The organism is Streptomyces sp. NPDC001728, assembly GCF_040297565.1.
Classification (GTDB): Bacteria; Actinomycetota; Actinomycetes; order Streptomycetales; family Streptomycetaceae; genus Streptomyces.
In genome coordinates this window covers 106,060-124,127 of sequence record NZ_JBEOZK010000010.1, presented here as the reverse complement: position 1 = coordinate 124,127, position 18,068 = coordinate 106,060, and the positions used below count along the sequence as shown (strand labels likewise).

General features: G+C 72.8%; 16 protein-coding genes and 1 pseudogene. 13 read left to right on the top strand and 4 right to left on the bottom strand.

Features of this window, described 5'->3' with window-relative positions; genetic code table 11:
• The first annotated feature begins 33 nt into the window (after window positions 1-33).
• A complete protein-coding gene (locus tag ABT154_RS17405) occupies window positions 34-2,208 on the top strand; it encodes a 3-hydroxyacyl-CoA dehydrogenase NAD-binding domain-containing protein (protein ID WP_351857686.1) in 2,175 nt (724 codons plus the stop codon).
• A 74-nt stretch (window positions 2,209-2,282) separates the two neighbouring features.
• Here ABT154_RS17405 and ABT154_RS17400 read toward each other — a convergent pair whose 3' ends face one another.
• Window positions 2,283-3,020, bottom strand: a complete 738-nt coding sequence (locus ABT154_RS17400; RefSeq protein WP_351857799.1) for a MerR family transcriptional regulator — start codon at window positions 3,018-3,020, stop codon at window positions 2,283-2,285.
• 187 nt (window positions 3,021-3,207) lie between these two features.
• Here ABT154_RS17400 and ABT154_RS17395 point away from each other — a divergent pair.
• Together ABT154_RS17395 and ABT154_RS17390 are read left to right on the top strand one after the other, a co-directional pair.
• A pseudogene (locus ABT154_RS17395) lies at window positions 3,208-3,990 on the top strand (Tat pathway signal sequence domain protein); the annotation flags it as partial.
• The gene (locus ABT154_RS17390) at window positions 3,964-4,410 is read left to right on the top strand and encodes a discoidin domain-containing protein (RefSeq protein ID WP_502969535.1); all 447 of its coding nucleotides are present in this window, start codon (window positions 3,964-3,966) and stop codon (window positions 4,408-4,410) included. The pseudogene ABT154_RS17395 and the gene ABT154_RS17390, both read left to right, overlap by 27 nt.
• A gap of 25 nt (window positions 4,411-4,435) precedes the next feature.
• Here the strand turns inward: ABT154_RS17390 and ABT154_RS17385 are convergent, their stop codons facing one another.
• Window positions 4,436-5,272, bottom strand: a complete 837-nt coding sequence (locus ABT154_RS17385) for a class I SAM-dependent methyltransferase (protein ID WP_351857685.1) — start codon at window positions 5,270-5,272, stop codon at window positions 4,436-4,438.
• Window positions 5,273-5,618: 346 nt separating this feature from the next.
• On the opposite strand from ABT154_RS17385, the gene ABT154_RS17380 reads away from it, so the two are divergent.
• On the top strand, window positions 5,619-6,101 hold the full coding sequence (locus ABT154_RS17380) for a hypothetical protein (protein ID WP_351857684.1): 483 nt from the start codon (window positions 5,619-5,621) through the stop codon (window positions 6,099-6,101).
• 49 nt (window positions 6,102-6,150) lie between these two features.
• On the opposite strand, the gene sph is transcribed toward ABT154_RS17380, so the two are convergent.
• A complete protein-coding gene (sph, locus tag ABT154_RS17375; RefSeq protein WP_351857683.1) occupies window positions 6,151-7,155 on the bottom strand; it encodes a sphingomyelin phosphodiesterase in 1,005 nt (334 codons plus the stop codon).
• A gap of 158 nt (window positions 7,156-7,313) precedes the next feature.
• Here sph and ABT154_RS17370 point away from each other — a divergent pair, with 158 nt between their 5' ends.
• Window positions 7,314-7,799: a F0F1 ATP synthase subunit B family protein gene (locus ABT154_RS17370; RefSeq protein WP_351857682.1), complete on the top strand. Its 486-nt coding sequence runs from the start codon at window positions 7,314-7,316 to the stop codon at window positions 7,797-7,799.
• A gap of 98 nt (window positions 7,800-7,897) precedes the next feature.
• The gene (locus ABT154_RS17365; protein WP_351857681.1) at window positions 7,898-8,791 is read left to right on the top strand and encodes an oxygenase MpaB family protein; all 894 of its coding nucleotides are present in this window, start codon (window positions 7,898-7,900) and stop codon (window positions 8,789-8,791) included.
• Between the two features lie 25 nt (window positions 8,792-8,816).
• Here the strand turns inward: ABT154_RS17365 and ABT154_RS17360 are convergent, their stop codons facing one another.
• Complete coding sequence (locus tag ABT154_RS17360; protein WP_351857680.1) at window positions 8,817-10,367, bottom strand: M1 family metallopeptidase; 1,551 nt, start codon at window positions 10,365-10,367, stop codon at window positions 8,817-8,819.
• Window positions 10,368-10,629: 262 nt separating this feature from the next.
• Here ABT154_RS17360 and ABT154_RS17355 point away from each other — a divergent pair, with 262 nt between their 5' ends.
• The 7 genes from ABT154_RS17355 to ABT154_RS17325 all read left to right on the top strand — a co-directional run bounded on the left by ABT154_RS17355 (window position 10,630) and on the right by ABT154_RS17325 (window position 18,055).
• On the top strand, window positions 10,630-12,639 hold the full coding sequence (locus tag ABT154_RS17355; RefSeq protein WP_351857679.1) for a Xaa-Pro dipeptidyl-peptidase: 2,010 nt from the start codon (window positions 10,630-10,632) through the stop codon (window positions 12,637-12,639).
• Entirely contained in the window at window positions 12,636-13,943 is a 1,308-nt protein-coding gene (locus tag ABT154_RS17350; RefSeq protein ID WP_351857678.1) for a M14 family metallopeptidase, read from the top strand. The genes ABT154_RS17355 and ABT154_RS17350 overlap by 4 nt, the downstream gene beginning before the upstream one ends.
• A 118-nt stretch (window positions 13,944-14,061) precedes the next feature.
• On the top strand, window positions 14,062-14,364 hold the full coding sequence (locus ABT154_RS17345) for a hypothetical protein (RefSeq protein ID WP_351857677.1): 303 nt from the start codon (window positions 14,062-14,064) through the stop codon (window positions 14,362-14,364).
• A 286-nt stretch (window positions 14,365-14,650) separates the two neighbouring features.
• On the top strand, window positions 14,651-15,217 hold the full coding sequence (locus ABT154_RS17340) for a hypothetical protein (protein WP_351857676.1): 567 nt from the start codon (window positions 14,651-14,653) through the stop codon (window positions 15,215-15,217).
• Between the two features lie 13 nt (window positions 15,218-15,230).
• Window positions 15,231-16,868, top strand: coding sequence for an ABC-F family ATP-binding cassette domain-containing protein (locus ABT154_RS17335; RefSeq protein WP_351857675.1), 1,638 nt, complete (start codon window positions 15,231-15,233; stop codon window positions 16,866-16,868).
• A gap of 57 nt (window positions 16,869-16,925) precedes the next feature.
• A complete protein-coding gene (locus ABT154_RS17330) occupies window positions 16,926-17,657 on the top strand; it encodes a 2-phosphosulfolactate phosphatase (protein WP_351857674.1) in 732 nt (243 codons plus the stop codon).
• Window positions 17,654-18,055, top strand: coding sequence for a hypothetical protein (locus ABT154_RS17325; protein WP_351857673.1), 402 nt, complete (start codon window positions 17,654-17,656; stop codon window positions 18,053-18,055). Before ABT154_RS17330 ends, ABT154_RS17325 begins: the two co-directional genes overlap by 4 nt.
• Window positions 18,056-18,068 lie beyond the last annotated feature (13 nt).

Sequence of the window (18,068 nt, the reverse complement as noted above, 5' to 3'; positions counted from 1 at the left end):
CCGTCCGCACCCCTCAAACGGAGAAGCAGAGTCATGAGCGAGAGCACCACCATCCGCTGGGAGCAGGACGAGACCGGGATCGTCACCCTCGTCCTCGACGACCCCGACCAGTCCGCCAACACCATGAACCAGGCCTTCCGGGCCTCCATCAAGGCGACCGCCGACCGGGTCGAGGCCGAGAAGGACTCCATCCGCGGCATCATCTACACCTCCGCGAAGAAGACCTTCTTCGCGGGCGGCGACCTCAAGGACATGATCCAGGCGGGCCCCGAGCACGCCCAGGACATCTTCGACACCGCCATCGAGATCAAGAACGCGCTGCGCCGGATCGAGACCCTCGGCAAGCCCGTGGTCGCCGCGATCAACGGCGCCGCGCTCGGCGGCGGCTACGAGATCGCCCTCGCCTCGCACCACCGCGTCGCGCTGGACGCCCCCGGCTCCAAGATCGGCCTGCCAGAGGTCACCCTCGGTCTGCTGCCGGGCGGCGGCGGCGTCGCCCGTACCGTACGCCTCATGGGCATCACCGACGCCCTGCTCAAGGTGCTGCTCCAGGGCACCCAGTACGCCCCGAGGCGCGCCCTGGACAACGGCCTGGTCCACGAGGTGGCGGCCGGCGCCGAGGAGATGATGGCCAAGGCCCTCGCCTTCATCGACGCGCACCCCGAGTCCCACCAGCCCTGGGACGTCCCCGGGTACCGCATCCCCGGCGGCACCCCGTCGAACCCGAAGTTCGCAGCCAACCTGCCCGCCTTCCCGGCGAACCTGCGCAAGCAGACGGCCGGTGCGCCCTACCCGGCGCCCGCCGCGATCATGGCCGCCGCCGTCGAGGGCTCCCAGGTCGACTTCGAGACCGCGATGACCATCGAGAGCCGCTACTTCACCGAGTTGGTCGTCGGCCAGACGGCGAAGAACATGATCCAGGCGTTCTTCTTCGACCTCCAGGCCGTCAACTCGGGCGCCAGTCGCCCGAAGGGCCTGGAGAAGCGGCAGGTCCGCAAGGTCGCCGTCCTCGGCGCCGGGATGATGGGCGCCGGCATCGCGTACTCCTGCGCCCGCGCCGGCATCGAGGTCGTCCTCAAGGACGTCTCCGCCGAGTCCGCGGCCAAGGGCAAGGCCTACTCGGAGGCGCTCTGCGCCAAGGCCGTGAGCCGTGGCCGCACCACCCAGGAGAAGGCGGACGCCCTCCTCGCCCGGATCACCCCGACCACCGAGGCCCGGGACCTGGCGGGCTGCGACGCCGTGATCGAGGCGGTCTTCGAGGACACGGTGCTCAAGCACAAGGTCTTCCAGGAGATCCAGTCCGTCGTCGAGCCCGACGCGCTGCTCTGCTCCAACACCTCGACCCTGCCGATCTCCGAGCTCGCGGAGGGCGTCGAGCGCCAGGCCGACTTCATCGGCCTGCACTTCTTCTCGCCCGTCGACAAGATGCCGCTGGTCGAGATCATCAAGGGCGAGCGGACCGGCGAAGAGGCGCTCGCCCGCGCCTTCGACCTGGTCCGGCAGATCAACAAGACGCCGATCGTCGTCAACGACTCGCGCGGCTTCTTCACCTCCCGGGTGATCGGCCACTTCATCAACGAGGGCGTCGCCATGGTCGGCGAGGGCATCGAGCCAGCCTCCGTCGAGCAGGCCGCCGCGCAGGCCGGCTACCCGGCCAAGGTCCTCTCCCTGATGGACGAGCTGACCCTGACGCTGCCCCGCAAGATCCGCAACGAGACGAAGCGGGCGATCGAGGAGGCCGGCGGCACCTGGACGACCCACCCGGGCGAGGCCGTGATCGACCGGATGGTCGACGAGTTCGGGCGGCCCGGCCGGAGCGGCGGAGCGGGCTTCTACGAGTACGGCGAGGACGGCAGGCGCGGTCGCCTCTGGCCCGGCCTGCGCGAGCACTTCGCCAAGCCCGGGTACGAGATCCCCTTCCGCGACATGCAGGAGCGGATGCTCTTCTCGGAGGCCCTGGACACCGTCCGGCTCCTGGAGGAGGGCGTCCTGACCTCGGTCGCGGACGCCAACATCGGCTCCATCATGGGCATCGGCTTCCCGGCCTGGACCGGCGGCGTGCTCCAGTACGTCAACGGCTACGAGGGAGGCGTCGCCGGCTTCGTGGCCCGCGCGCGCGAGCTGGCGGAGACGTACGGCGAGCGGTTCACCCCGCCGGCCCTCCTGGTCGGGAAGGCGGAGCGGGGCGAGGTCTTCACCGACGCCTGAGCGGTGCCGGGGCTGAGTCCGGAGCGGCCTTCAGTGACGCCCGAGCGGCGCCGGGGCCTGCTCCGGACCGGCGCTCACCGACGCCTGAAGGCCGTGCTCAGCTCCTCGCTCAGTGAGCGCTGGAACGCCGTGAGAAGGGCCTGGACCACCATCGGCTGCATGTGCGCCGAGAGCGACTTCATCGCGCTCAGGTGGTCCGGGTCCTCCCCGCTCTCGCGGTACGGGCTCCACACCTCGTCCCGGAACAGCCGGGAGAGTTCCTGGGCGGCGGCGCGCGCGTGCTCCAGGAGTACGGTGCGGGAGGCGAGGATCGTCTCGTGCTCGATCGGCACGTCGAGCAGCTCGACGCCCAGCCGCAGCAGCGAGCCGTCCAGCCGGAAGGTGTCGTCCTCGGCGGTCCGGTCCAGCACCCCCATCGCGGCCAGCCGGTGCACGTCCTCCTCGGTCAGTGCCCGCCCGGCGCGCCGCTCCAGCTCGCGCCGGGTGATGGTCTCGGCGGACTCGGGCGCCCAGGAGGCGACCAGCGCCCGGTGGATCGCCAGGTCCTGCGCGCTGAGGTCGGCCGGCAGCTGCTCCAGGTACCGCTCGATCGCGGCCAGCGTCATCCCCTGCCGCTGGAGCTCCTCGATCAGCGCGAGCCGGGAGAGGTGGCCCTGTCCGTAGTGGCCGACCCGGCGTGCGCCGATGACGGGCGGCGGGAGCAGCCCCCGGGTCCCGTAGAACCGTACGGTCCGCACCGTGACCCCGGCCCGCGCGGCGAGCTCGTCGACGGTGTAGCTGGGCCCGTCCTCCTGGTCCGTCCCGACGCCCATCCGAGGTGCCTCGCTTCCCGTGCCGGCGACCCGCCGGTCCGGGTCGCTTGAACAGTATTGCTGTCTCACCGGCACTGTAGAAGAGGTCGGAAGGGGGCCGTCCGACATGTTGGTTAGGAACCTTTACTTACTGTTCCGGCTCCGGCACGATGATGCGCACCTGGCAACCTCCCGACAGGGGTGACATATGAAGCGCAGGCGCACCTTTCCCGCCGTGCTGGCCGCGTTCGTCCTGGCCGTGCTCGGGCTCGCATTCCCTTCCGGTTCCGCAGCGGCGGCTCCGACGTGGACGCTCCGCTGGGCACCCGACCCCGCCGCCGTCGGACTCGGCGGCTTCGAGACCGTGGAGGACGACCGCGCCGACTCGCACCCCGGGGGCGCGCCCCACATCAAGGTCGCGGGGGACGCGTATCGATTTGACATGCACATGGTCGATCGGGACACCTCCACCGACCGTCAGCGCCAGGAGGTCACCGGCAACCGGACCTCGCCCTCCGGCTACCTCCAGTGGCGGCTGGGCGAGACCTGGCGGGTCACGTACTCGATGTACGTCCCCAGCTCGCTGATGGCCACGACGAGCTTCACCCACATCATGCAGACCAAGCAGCCCGGCACCGGCACCTCACCGATCACCGTCACCTCGCTGCGCCGTGTCAACGGCGTCCAGACCATCGAGAACAAGGTCATCGAGGGGGACGTCCTGGTCGGCCGGACGAACCTGGAGCCGCTGCAGAACAAGTGGATCGACATCGAGTACGAGATCAGGATCGGCGACGGGACGGACGGCTCCGTGCGCTGGGTCGTGAAGAGCGGCGGCACCACGGTCGTCGACGCGACCAGGACGGGCGTCGACACCTTCCTCGCCGACCGGGTACGGCCCAAGTGGGGCATCTACCGCTCCCTGGGAGACACCTCGGGCTCGCTGCGCGACACGTATCTGCTGCTGCGCGACCTGCGCGCGTACCAGCTCACCGGCGGCACCCCGGGCACCGAGGTCCCGCTGTCCCAGGGCAGGCCGGCCACCGCCTCCTCCACGGAGGCGGCGGGGTACGAACCCGGCAAGGCGGTGGACGGACAGACCGGCACCCGCTGGGCCTCCGCCGAGGGCGTCGATCCGCAGTGGCTCCGCGTCGACCTCGGCGCCCCCGTCCCGCTCTCGCGGGTCCGGCTCGACTGGGAGGCCGCGTACGCCACGGCGTACCGGATCCAGGGTTCCACCGACGGGACGACCTGGACGGACCTCGCCTCGGTGACGGCCGGCGACGGCGGCACGGACGAGCTCGCGGTGAACGGGACGGCCCGCTACGTCCGGGTGTACGGCACCCGGCGGGCCACGGCGTACGGCTACTCGCTGTGGGAGTTCAAGGTCTACGGCCCGGGGACGGCCTGAGGCACGGGGTGGCCCGCGCGCCCGCTCAGGCGCGGGCCACCCCGTCGGGCTTCCGTCCCCAGGCGGTGAGCATGCCGGCGGACAGCGCGGCGCACGCGTCGGATTCCAGGTAGCGGACCGCCGCGTCGATGCCGGAGTCGTCGATCAGGCCGGTGGCGCGCATCGCCTCTCGACCGCGGTCCCAGGTGTCCGCCCAGAAGCGGCTGAGGGGGCTCCCGGGCACCAGCGGCGGTACGTGGATCTCGGCGGCGACGGGCGCGAGCCCGGCCGCCCGCAACAGCCGCGGGTACGAGGCCACCTCGGAGACATCGGTGCCGATGGTGGCCCGCAGTCCCTGCCACATGGCGCGCATGGCGACGGTGTAAGGGGTGCTGGGCGTCCGGTCGCTCGTCAGGTCGACGGCGTCGCTGACGACCAGCACGCCGCCGGGCGCGACGAGCCCGGCCAGGGTGCCGATCAGGCGCTCGCGCTCGGCCAGGTGCATCAGGACGAAGCGTGCGTGCACGAGCCGGAACCGGCCGGGGGCGAAGTCCGGGGCGGTGATGTCGGCCTCCAGCAGCCCGAGCCCGGGGACGGGCCGCGCGGCGAGGAAGCGTACGTCGCGGTCCACGGCGAGGACGCTCGCCACCCCGGCCTCTTCGAGGAGGCGCCGGGAGAGGGTGCCGGTGCCGGCACCCACGTCGAGGCAGTCCCACCCCGGCCCGGCGCCCAGCGCCGTCAGCCGGGCGAAGCTGATGTCGTCGTAGGCGAGGGCGCCGAAGTCGATGCGCTCGCCCTCACCCGCCTGCTCGGGCCGGAAGACGGACTCGCCGTACCGGCCGCCACCCGGAACGTCCCCGGGGGCATCGTCGAACGTACTCATGGCCGGACCTCTTCACAGGGCTGGAGCGATATCGGGCGACCCGCCAGGGGATCGCCCCACCACCGATCCTGCACGGCCCCCCGCCCGCACCCCAGAGGCGCGCCGAACCCGCGAGCCGATCGGAAGACGGCGGAGTGTCGGAGGCGGCCCGTAGCGTGATCGTCATGAAGGGCGGCGGCGCCTCGTCGGCCCGGGGGATACCGGTCACCGTGGACGACTTCGGCGCGTAGCGGGCGGGTCCCGGCGGTGCGGACGGGTGTTCGGGCGGGGGGTGGTGGGGGCGCTCGTTGTCGGGGGCTAGAGTCGGCGCCTGTTCGAACTGGGGGAACGGGAACAGGGGAGTCGCATGTACACGCAACTCAGGGAGACGGCGCATGAGTTGGCCGGAGTCCTGTGGCGGGAGCACACCGTCTACCGGGAGCGGGGCGGCGGGGTGGTGATCCGGGGCGAGCACGTCGGCCGCTGGATCAGTCTCGGTCCGACCGGGGGAAAGGACCAGGCGCTGCTGCGCGCGGGCCGGCTCCTCGACGGCGGGACCACGGCCCCGGCCCGTACCGAGATCGTCGTCGACCTGACGGCGGGTACGGCGGAGCTGGCGACGGTCTGCCGGCGGCTGCTCGCCGAGGTCGCCGCAGCCGCCGAACCCGCGCAGGGTGGGACGACCGGCAGGGAGAAGCGACCGAAGCGCGAGAAGCCGGGTCGCGCGGCGCGTGCCGCCCGACCCGGCCGGCCCCGTAAGGAGCGGCACACGAGCCTGGGTTCCCTGATCGTGCTGCTCTGTGTCGCCGGGGTGCTCGGGGCCTGGCTCTACAGCCTCTTCGGCGGGTAGGGCCCCGGGTTCGGACCCGCGCCCGCCGCGTGCCGCCCGCCGGGTCGGATCAGAACCCGGTGACCGGGTAGTGGTCGGAGAGGTTGGTGTAGGTGTACTGGGTGCCCCAGCTGGAGACGGTCCACGGGGCGCTCTTCTCCAGCACCACGTTGTTGGTCCAGCCGGCGGGGCGGGCGTTCCCGGCGCGGTAGAGGATGTAGTCGAGGTCCTCGCGCGGGTCGTCCGGGTAGCGCTCGGAGGCGATCGAGTTCAGCTCGGTGTCGAAGGAGTACGGGTGGCCGGTGCGGGCGTCCGCGCCCACCAGACCGGCGTCGGCGAGCATGGTGGCGTACTCGGGGGTGTGCGAGTCGACGTTCATGTCACCGGCGACGATGACCTGCTCGTTCGCCGGGATGTTCTTGGCGTCGAGGAAGGCGTCGATCGTCTTGAACTGGCGGCTGCGCATCTGCGCCGCCTCGCCGGCCGAGCAGCCCGGGTCGGTGGACTGGGCGTGGGTGCCGACGACGTGGACGCGGCTGCCGTTCACATCGAGGACGGTGTAGGCGAAGCCCTTGTTCGACCACCAGTCGGCGCCGCAGGCGTCCTTGTAGACGTACTGCTCCTTGCGGACGATCGGCCACTTGCTGAGGATCGTCACCCCGCCGTCCTCCGGGGTGGTGGCGGAGTAGGACCCGCCGGTGGCGTCCCAGCCGCTCTTGCTGCGGCCGACGACCGGGGTCTGGTACGGGTACCGGGAGGCGGCGTTCGCCTTGAGCGCGTCCGAGGCGGAGTTGTCGAAGGCCTCCTGGAGCACGACGACGTCCTGGCCCTGGAAGAAGGGGGCGGCGGGGATCGCGGCGGCCCGGTGGTCCTGGCCCCAGTTCGGGTAGAGAGTCTTGCTGAAGATGAACGTGTTGTACGTGAGCACCTTCAGTCGCGGCGCCTCGGCGGCCGTCGTGGCGGAGGCTGCGGTCGCGCCGGGTGCGGTCGCGGTCAGGGCGGCGGCGGCGAGCGCAAGGGATAGAGCGGCGCCGGGGGCGCGGCGGAGCGCGGCGAACGACACGTGAACTCCCATGAGGGTGTGGGGGGTTGGGCTGGCGTCGCACATACAATCAGCCGTGGTTACCTTCCGGTAGCCTTTGGGTGCCGGGAATCTGGACGCGCTCGCACGAACTCGCCAACTCTCACGCCGGTGTCTGATTTGTACTCTTTTGAACCAGGTAGAATGCGCCCATGACCCTCGCGAACTCGACGATCTTCAAGATGGACCTCGGTCCGCTCAACCCTGTCTGGGCAGAGCTCATCCTCGGCCTGGTGGTGTTCGGATTCACCTTCCTCGTCCTGGCGAAGGGCATCCTGCCGAAGATCAAGCGCACCCTTGAGGAGCGCGAAGACGCCATCGACGGCGGCACCGAGCGCGCCGACGACCTGCGCGGTGAGGCCACGCAGATCCGTGAGCAGTACGAGGCCGAGCTGGCCGAGGCCCGCCACGAGGCCGCCCGCATCCGCTCCAAGGCCGTCGAGGAGGGCTCGGAGGCCATCGCCGCCGCCCGCGCCGAGGGCAACGCCGAGCGCGACACCATCCTCGCCGCCGGTGCCGCGAAGATCGCCGCCGAGCGCGCCGCCGCCGAGCGCGAGCTCACCGCGGACGTCGACGCCTGGGCCCACGCCCTCGCCGCCCGTATCGTCGGCGAGCCGGTCGGCGCCGACCGCGCCTGACCCGCCATGCCCGCAAGGGGCCGTCACCAGGGGCCGCAGCGCCCGGGTGACGGCCCCTTCGTCATGGGTGCAGCCTGGAACACATGAGGAGAAGTCCCGTGGAACGAGCCAAGCGCGCCGACCGCGCCCCGACGGACGGCCGCGCGGGCGACCCGGAGCCGCCGCCCGCCGGCGGAGTGCTGTGGAGCGTCGCCGGTGACGTCCGGGCGCTGCTCATGCTGCCCGCCGCCCTCACCATGCAGGTCGCCCACCCCGCGATCGGCGCCGGCGTCGACGCCCACTCGGTCTTCCGTACCGACCCCTGGGGCCGCGGCGAGCGCTCCCTGCGCTCGCTCCAGCTGTGGATCTACGGCGGCGAGGAGGCCGCCGAGGAAGGCCGCCGCCTCCGGGAAATGCACCGGACCATCCAGGGCACCGACGCCCACGGACGCCGCTACCACGCCCTCACCCCCGCCTACTACTCCTGGGTCCACGCCACCGGCTTCCCCGTCTACACCTGGGGGCTCAGCCTCCTCGCCCGCCCCCTCACCGCGGCGCAGGAGCGGCAGCTGTACGCCGAGTGGCTCCAGGTCGGCCGGATCCTCGGCATCCACGACCGGGACATGCCGCAGACGATCGAGGCGTTCTGGCCGTACTACCGCAAGGTTCTCGCCGACGAGCTGGAAGCGACCGTCGTCGTCCGGGAGCTGCTCGACCCCGACCAGCCGGTGCCCGCCCCCGACCGGGGACCGCTGCCGCTCCGGCTCGCCCTCCGGCTGCTCTGGCCCGTGCTGCGCCGGCCCTTCCTGCGCCTGCGGGCCTTCCTCACCGTCGGTCTGATGCCGCCGGACGCCCGGACGGCCATCGGCCTGGAATGGACGGACGCCCAGGAACGGGCGCTGCGCCGGTTCGCCCGGGTCGTCCGCGCCGTGGTCCCCGTCCTGCCCGAGCGGCTGCGCTATCTGCCGCTCGCCCGGAAGGCCCGTGGGGCCGCCCGTCGCGCCGGGCGCTGACGGACGGCCCCACGGGTGCGGCGGCTCAGTGCCCGCGGTGCTCCCCGGTCTCGTGGACCGTGTTCGTCGCCGCGATCTTCTTCCAGGACTTCGGCTGCACCGGCTTCGGGGCCGTCGTCCGCGCGGCCGGACCACCGGACGCCGGCGCCGCCGCCGGGGCGGACAGACCGACGGCCGCCGCCGTCGACGCGGACGGCTTCGACGGCTGGTACAGCCAGGTGTCGAACAGCTCGGCCAGCGGCTTGCCGGAGACCCGCTCCGCGTACCGTACGAAATCGGCCACGCGCGCGTTGCCGTAGGCGAACTGCTGCGGCCAGCCCTTCAGGATGGCGAAGAAGTCCTCGTCGCCGATCTCGTTGCGCAGCGCCTGGAGGGCCAGCGCGCCCCGGTCGTACACGGCGATGTGGAACTGGTTGTCCGCACCCGGGTCACCCGGCCTCACCGTCCAGAACGGGTCGTCGGCCGTCCGCAAGGCGTACACGTAGTCCGCCAGCTCCTGGGCCGTGCCCTCGCCCTGCTTCTCCGACCACAGCCACTGGCTGTAGCGCGCGAAGCCCTCGTTGACCCAGATGTCCTTCCAGTCACGGACGGACACGCTGTCGCCGTACCACTGGTGCGCCAGCTCGTGGACGACCACCGACACGTTCGCGCCGTTGGCGAACTGCCGCGGGCTGTAGAACGGGCGGGTCTGCGTCTCCAGGGCGAATCCGCTGGTCACATTGGGCACGTATCCGCCGAGCGAGTTGAAGGGGTACGGACCGAAGAGACCTTCGAGCCACTCCGCGACCTCGGTCGTCCGCTCGATCGAGGCGCGTGCGGCGCCGGCGTTGTCACCGAGGTCCTTGCTGTACGCGTTGACGACCGGCAGCCCGTTCGCCGTCCGGTCCGTCGTGATGTCGAACTTCCCGACGGCGAGAGTGGCGAGATAGGTCGCCTGCGGCTTGTTGGAGCGCCAGTTGAAGCGGGTCCAGCCGAGGAGCGAGGACTGCGACTGGAGCACGCCGTTGCTGATGGCCTGGGTGCCGTCCGGCACCTGGACGGAGACGTCGAAGGTGGCCTTGTCCAGCGGGTGGTCGTTGGAGGGGAACCACCAGACGGCCGAATCCGGCTCCTGCGCCGCCACACCGCCGTCCGGAGTGCGGGCCCAGGCCGACCAGCCGTCGATCTTCACCTCGGAGGGCTTGCCCGCGTAGCGGACGACGACCGTGACCGACCTGTTCTTCTCCAGCGGGGCCGCCGGGGTGACCTCCAGCTCGTGGGCGCCCGAGGCGGCGAACTTCGCGAGACGGCCGTTGACCCGTACCTCGCTGACGGCCAGGCCGATGTCCAGGTTGAACCGGGACAGGTTCTGGGTGGTGGTGGCGAGGATCGTCGCCGTGCCCTCCAGGAGGTCAGTGGCGGGCTGGTACTTCAGGCGCAGGTCGTAGTGGGAGACGTCGTAGCCGCCGTTGCCGCTGGTGGGGTAGTAGGAGTCGCCGATGCCCGGGGCCCCAGGACTGAAGTCGGCCGCCGATGCCGGGATCGCCAGCAGCAGGGAGGCCGCGAGGGCGCTCGGAACGATGATTCTGCGGTGCACAGGTGCTCCCCAAGTCATAAGAGACGTAAGACGCGCGGGTGGTCGTCGGTCCTTGGTGCGGACACTATTCAGCCCGTCGACGCACCGTCACGTCCAGAGCACCTCCTGTCACATGATCGCCATTCGGCCGACACGAACCCTCCGTCACGTCCGTCCGTGCCGGATCCGGTGGCCGGTGACTCGGCGGGAAGGGGGCGCCGTCGCCACACGGGTCTCTCCGGCACTCTTTTGCACGGGAGTTGACCGGGGTACGTTCCCGCCCATGCCGAAGCGAATGCGGAGAACCCGCGGAGCCCGACTGCCGTACGGAACCCTCGTGGTCGCGGCCACCGCCGCCCTGCTCGCGACCCTGGTCACACCCGCCGACGCGCGGCCGGGGCCCGCCCCAAGGGAATCCCGGCCCGTCCACTCGTACGCCGACGCCGTCCGCGAGTCCGTCTGGGTCGACACCGGACTCGACGGCGACGCCGACGGCCGGACCGACCGGGTCGCCGTCGACATCGTCCGCCCCAGGGAGCCCGCCGCGGCCGGCCGGAAGGTCCCGGTCATCATGGACGCCAGCCCGTACTACGCCTGCTGCGGGCGCGGCAACGAAGGGCAGACGAAGACCTACGACGCCGAGGGCGACCCCGTCCGGTTCCCGCTCTTCTACGACAACTTCTTCGTCCCGCGCGGCTACGCCTTCGTCGCCGTCGACCTGGCGGGCACCAGCCGCTCCGACGGCTGCGACGACGTCGGCGGACGCTCCGACGTCCAGTCCGCCAAGGCCGTCGTCGACTGGTTGAACGGCCGCGCCCGCGGCTACACCTCCCGTACGGGGGAGACCGCGGCCCGCGCCACCACCTGGTCCACCGGGAACGTCGGCATGATCGGCAAGAGCTGGGACGGCACCATCGCCAACGGCGTCGCCGCCACCGGCGTCGAGGGGCTGAAGACCATCGTGCCGATCGGCGCGATCTCCTCCTGGTACGACTACTTCCACTCCCAGGGCGCCCCGCTCTACAACGCCAACCCGAGCTGGCTCTCCGAGTACGTGAACAGCCCCGAGGCGCAGGCCCGTTGCGGCGCCGTCCAGGACCGCGTCGCGGCCGGTACCCCGTACAGCGGCGACCGGACCGCCGCCTGGACCGAGCGCGACCACGTGCGGAACGCGGGCAAGGTCAAGGCCAGCGTCTTCGTCGTCCACGGACAGCAGGACCTCAACGTGCGCGCCAAGCAGTTCGGCCAGTGGTGGGACGCGCTCGCGGCCCACGGCGTCGAGCGGAAGATCTGGCTCTCCCAGACCGGCCACGTCGACCCCTTCGACTACCGGCGCGCCGACTGGGTCCGCACCCTGCACCGCTGGTTCGACCACTACCTCCTCGGCTACGACAACGGCATCGACCGCGAACCGGTCGCCGACATCGAGCGCGCCCCGGACCGCTGGACCACCGACCGGCAGTGGCCGCCGCGTGCCACCGGCACCACCACCCTGCGCCCCGCCCCCGGCACGGCGGCCGGCCCCGGCGTCCTCGGCCGCGCGCCCGCCGCCCCGGGCTCCACGGCGGCCTTCACCGACGACCCCGGCCTCGGCGAGCTGGACTGGGCCGCCGGGATCGACCGCGCCACCCCCGAGAAGGCCGGGTTCGTCACCCGCCCCCTCTCCCGTGACCTGCGGATCTCCGGCTCCTCGAAGGTGACGGTCACCGCCACCCCGACCACCGTCACCGCGCACCTCTCCGCCGTCCTCGTCGACCTCGGACCCGACACGATCCGCGACTACGGCGCCCCCGGCGAGGGCATCACCACCCTCACCGACCGCACCTGCTGGGGTGCGAGCACCCCCGGTGACAGCGCCTGCTTCAAGGAGACCGAGGCCCGCACGGCGGACGTCGGGCACACCGTCCTCAGCCGGGGCTGGGCCGACCTCGGGACCTGGGCCGACCCGGGCAAGGAGCGCCCGCTGACCCCCGGCAAGGCGTACACGATGACCCTGGACCTCGCCGCCACCGACCATGTCGTCCCGGCCGGCCACCGGCTCGCCCTGATCGTCGGCGGTACGGACAAGGACCTGCTCGACCCCCCGTCGACCACCCCGACCCTGACGCTCGACCTCGCCCGCACCTGGGCGAAGGTGCCGCTGGTCGGCGGCGCCGAGGCCTTCGGCCGGGCCACCTCGGGACCCTACCCGGCCGTGACGCCGCCGCCCGCCGCCGTACCGTCCCTGAGCGGAGCCGTACCGCCGGCCGGCGCCACCGGCCCGCGCCTGCCCGGACCCGGAGCCGTCCGATGAACCTCCTTACAGATACAAGGAGTTCGCGCCGCATCCTCGCCCTCGTGGCGGGGGCCGCCGCCCTCGCGCTGCCCCTCGTCGCCGTCCCCGTGCAGGCGGCGGACAGCGCGCGCGTGCAGCCGCTCCCGCGCACCGGATTCGAGGAGAGCCGGGGCGCCCGGTGGACCACCGGGACCGAGGAGCGGGACTTCCTCGCGGCCGTCGCCCGCCGGGGCGAGCGGGTGTCGGCGCGGGTGATCGGCACCACCGCGCAGGGCCGCCCGCTCCGCCTCGTCGGCCTCGGTACGGGCCGCACCACCGTCCTGCTGGTCTGCAGCCAGCACGGCGACGAGCCGGCGGGCCGCGAGGCGTGTCTGAGCACCGTGCGCGACCTGGCCTTCGCCAGGGACCCGGAGACCCGCCGCCTCCTCGCCCGTACCACCGTCCTCGTCGTCCCCACCGCGAACCCCGACGGACGGGAGGCCGACACCCGGGGCAACAGCGACGGGGTCGACGTCAATCGGGACCACATCGCCCTGCGGACCGCCGAGGCACGGGCGGTCGCCGCCGTCATCCGCGACCGTCGGCCCGAACTCGTCTACGACCTGCACGAGTACGGAGCCACCCCCCGCTACTACGACAAGGATCTGCTCGCCCTCTGGCCGCGCAGCCTCGACGCGGATCCGCAGGTGCACGACGAGTCGCGGACCCTCTCCGAGTCCTATGTCCGGCCGGCCGCCGGGACCGCCGGGTACAGCAGCGGCAGCTACGGCATCTGGACCGACCCGCTCACCGGCAAGCCCCTCAAGCAGGTCGCGGGCGACGGACAGGAGCGGATCCTGCGGAACACCGTCAGCATCAAGAACTCCGCAGGGCTGCTTGTCGAGACCCGGGTGGACGCGCGCGACGAGGCCGAGCGGGACGACCCGGCGCGCAACCACCGGCGCCGCGTCGCCACCCATCTGGCCGCCCTGGAGGGCGCCTTCGCCTACCTGGAGAAGCGGCGCGTCCCCCTGGACATCGCCACCGCGACCGCCCGCCGCGCCGGACTCGCCGACCGGGGCCCGGTCTACCTCGGCGGCGCCGACAACGACCCGCCGGAGCCCTCGGAGGTCCTCGCCGACCCGCCGTGCGGCTACCGGCTCGACGCCGCGCAGTACGCGGAGGCCGGCGACGAACTCGCCCTGCACGGCGTCACCGTACGGACTGAGGGCACCGGGGCCTTCGTCCCGCTGCGGCAGTCCCGGCGCGCGCTCGTCCCGCTGCTGCTCGACGGCCGCGCCACCTATCACCTCGTCAGTGGGAGCCCTGTGGAGGAGTGTTGACGATCGCGTGCCTTCGGCGCTCCCTGACGTGACTGCAACGTTTGCCGAGGTGAAGTTACCAACTGGTACTGGCCATGCCTCGAACAGGTCCCCACAGCCTGGAAGTTGGAGAAACGCCATGAGCCGCACCACGACCGCACGCCGGTTCCTGCCGGCCCTGCTCGCCACGACGCTGCTCGCCGGGGGCGTGCTGCTCGGCCAGACGGCGACCGCCGCGCCCGCCTCGGCCGGCGTCATCACCTGCGACGTCAGCAAGCTGCGGGCGGACGCCCGCAAGGAGCGCGACCGCGCCGCCCAGCTCAAGCGCCTCGGCGCCACGGCGGAGGCCCGCAAGGCCCTCGCCAAGGCCGCGGCCCTGGAGAAGCGCGCCCGCCAGTGCGCCGACGCGGACAACAACAGCAAGCCGCCGCTCTGGAAGTAACCGGGCGGGCACGCGGGGCGGGGGCGGTCCGAAAGGGCCGCACCCGCTCCGCGGTCCTTCCCGCTCCGCGGTCCTTCCCGCTCCGCGGTCCTTCCCGCTCCGCGGTCCTTCCCGCTCCGCGGTCCTTCCCGCCGTCACTCCCGCACGGCCGTTCGCGGACCGAAACCGCCCCGCCCCCGCACTCCGCCGCCCGCGACGATCACCTCACGCACCACAGAGGGGACCGTTCCGGGACCGGGACATTTCCGGGACCGCCCGGCCACGGAAGCGCGGAAGACTCGAAGGCATGCCCGGCGCTCACACGACTCTCGACCTCGACACCGACCACACCCCCGCGCTCGTCGCCCCCTCGGGCGGTGTCCCCGCCGGAGGCTTCACCGGCCCCCGTCCCCACCCCGTGGACCTCGTGGTCGACGGCAGGCCCCTGCTCCGGCTGCTCGACGAGGCCGAGGGCATCGACGCGGTCCCGCCCCTCGCGTCCGACCTCCCGCCGGTCCTCCGCGCCGAGCACCTCCGCCGGCTCCTCGACCCCGTGGCGGCCACCGCCTCCGCCGACGGCCGCCAGGTGATCTACTCCTGCCCCGACTGCGACGACCCCGGCTGCGGAGCCGTCACGGCCGTCGTCGAACGCGAAGGCGACGCACACCACAGCGGCGAAGGTCACAGCGGCGAAGGTGAAGGCGAGGGTGCCGGGGACGTCGTCTGGCGCGACTTCGCATGGCAGACCGGCCCCACCGTCGACCCGGTCCGCGACGGCTACCCGGGCGTCGGCCCGTACCGCTTCCACGGCGCCACCTACCGCTCCGTACTGCTGCGACTCCTCGGCTCCTCGGCGTGTCGATCCGTCGCCTAGGATTCGTACCCTGATGACTGCAACCCTCGTCGCCAAGGACCTCGCCGCCGGCCACGGCGAACGCACCCTCTTCGCCTCGCTCGACCTCGTCGTCGCCCCCGGCGACGTGATCGGCCTCGTCGGCGTCAACGGCGCCGGCAAGTCGACCCTGCTGCGGCTGCTCGCCGGGATCGACGCGCCGGAGGAGGGCGAGCTGCGGCTCTCCCCGCCCACCGCCGCCGTCGGCCACCTCCCGCAGGAGCCCGAGCGGCGCCCGGGCGAGACCGTGCGCGAGTTCCTCGCCCGGCGCACCGGCGTCGCCGCAGCCCAGACCGCGATGGACGAGGCCACCCAGGGCCTCGTCGACGGCACGCCCGGCGCCGACGACGCGTACTCCGTCACCCTGGAGCGCTGGCTGAACCTCGGCGGCGCCGACCTCGACGAGCGCGCCGAGGAGGTGGCCGACTCCCTCGGCCTCACCGTCGGCCTCGACCAGCCGATGACCTCCCTCTCCGGCGGCCAGGCCGCCCGCGCCGGCCTCGCCTCCCTGCTGCTCTCCCGCTACGACGTCTTCCTGCTCGACGAGCCCACCAACGACCTGGACCTCGACGGTCTGGAGCGTCTGGAGGGCTTCGTGAAGGGGCTGCGCGCCGGGACGGTCGTCATCAGCCACGACCGCGAGTTCCTCACCCGTACCGTCACCAAGGTCCTGGAACTCGATCTCGCCCAGCAGCAGATCACCCTCTACGGCGGCGGCTACGAGGCCTACCTGGAGGAGCGGGACACCGCCAGGCGGCACGCCCGCGAGGACTTCGAGGAGTACGCCGGCAAGAAGGCCGCCCTCGAAGCGCGCGGCCACATGCAGCGGTCCTGGATGGACAAGGGCGTCAAGAACGCCCGCCGCAAGGCCACCGACGGCGACAAGCTCGGCCGCAACGCGCGCAGCGAGGCCAGCGAGAAGCAGGCCGCGAAGGCCCGCCAGACCCAGCGCATGATCGAACGCCTCGACGTCGTCGACGAGCCCCGCAAGGAGTGGGAGCTGCGGATGGAGATCGCCGCCGCGCCCCGCTCCGGCTCGGTCGTCGCGACCCTGCGCGAGGCCGAGGTGCGCCGGGGCGACTTCTCCTTCGGCCCCGCCACCCTCCAGATCGACTGGGCCGACCGCATCGCCGTCACCGGCGCCAACGGCGCGGGCAAGTCCACCCTGCTCGCCGCCCTGCTCGGCCGGCTGCCGCTGGACTCCGGCGACGCGGTCCTCGGCTCGGGCGTCGTGGTCGGCGAGGTCGACCAGGCCCGCAGGCTCTTCCACGGTACGGAGACGCTCCTCGAGGCGTTCTGCGCGGCCGTCCCGGAGACCGAGCCCGCCGAGGTCCGTACCCTGCTCGCCAAGTTCGGTCTCAAGGCCGTCCATGTGATGCGGCCCGCCACCACCCTCTCCCCGGGCGAGCGGACCCGCGCCGCGCTGGCCCTGCTCCAGGGCCGGGGCGTCAACCTGCTCGTCCTCGACGAGCCGACCAACCACCTGGACCTGCCGGCCATCGAGCAGCTGGAGTCCGCGCTCGACTCGTACACCGGCACGCTCCTCCTCGTCACCCACGACCGGCGGATGCTCGACGCCGTCCGCACCACCCGGCGCATCGAGGTCGCCGACGGCAAGGTGACCGAGCTCTGATGGCGCCTCGGCGCGGATCGGGTCCGCGATGACGGTCTTCCCCGGGCGGGGCCGACGATGACGGTCTCCTTCGGCTGGGGTCCCGTCGCGGCGCGGGTCCTCGCCCCGGCGGCAGCCTGTGTGGTCGTCGTCGACGTGCTCTCCTTCACCACCTCCGTGGGCGTCGCCGTCGAGGGCGGCACCGCCGTCCTCCCGTACCGCCGGCGGGACGCCACCGCCGCGGCGTACGCGCGGGAGAACGACGCCCTGCTCGCCGTCGGCCGGAGCGAGGCCACCCAGGCCCACCCGTGGACGCTCTCCCCGGCAGCCCTGCGCGCCGCCCCGAGACCGCCCCGTCTGGTCCTGCCGTCCCCGAACGGCTCCACCATCGCGGCGGAGTCCGCCTCGGGCGGCGCGGCGGTCGTCGCCGCCTCCCTGCGCAACCGCACGGCCGTCGCCCGCTGGCTCACGCACCGGGGCTACGGCACGGCGGACCGCCCGCTCGCGGTCATCGCCTCGGGCGAGCGGTGGCCCGACGGCTCGCTGCGCCCCGCGCTCGAGGACCTGCTGGGCGCGGGAGCGGTGCTCGCCGCCCTCGCGGGCCCGCACACCCCGACCCCGGAGGCGACCGCGGCGGCCACGCTGTGGTCGGCGACCGAGGACCCGGTCGCCGCCTTGCACGGCTGCGACTCGGGCCGTGAACTGTACGAGTACGGCTTTCCGCAGGACGTGGCCGTGGCCGCCGAGACCGACAGCTCGACGACCGTTCCGGTCCTCGTGGACGGCGCATTCCAGGAGGCAGCACCATGACCGACCTACTGACCCGGCTGACCGAGATGCTGGACGATCTGGACGCGGACGTCGACGAGACGATCGACCTCGCCGACGAGGTCGCGGCCTCGGGCGACGCCGGCCTCCTGCCGCGCCTCCAGGCGGAGCTGGACCGTGCGCTCACCGAGCGGAACGCCTACGCCCGTGAGCTCCTCGGCGGTGTCCTCGCCGTCATCGGCGGCCCGGAGGCCCTTCCGGCGCTGATCCGCGCCTCGGCCGTCGACCTGGGCGACGACCAGGACGGGCTGGCCGCCGAGATCGTCGACCTGGTGCAGGCCGACCCGAAGACGGCCGGGAGCCTGCTGCGGCCCCTGACGGAGGACGACGACCTCGCCGTCGCCCACCGCGCCGAATGGGCCCTGCGCTTCCTTCCGTAACGGCGACGGCGCC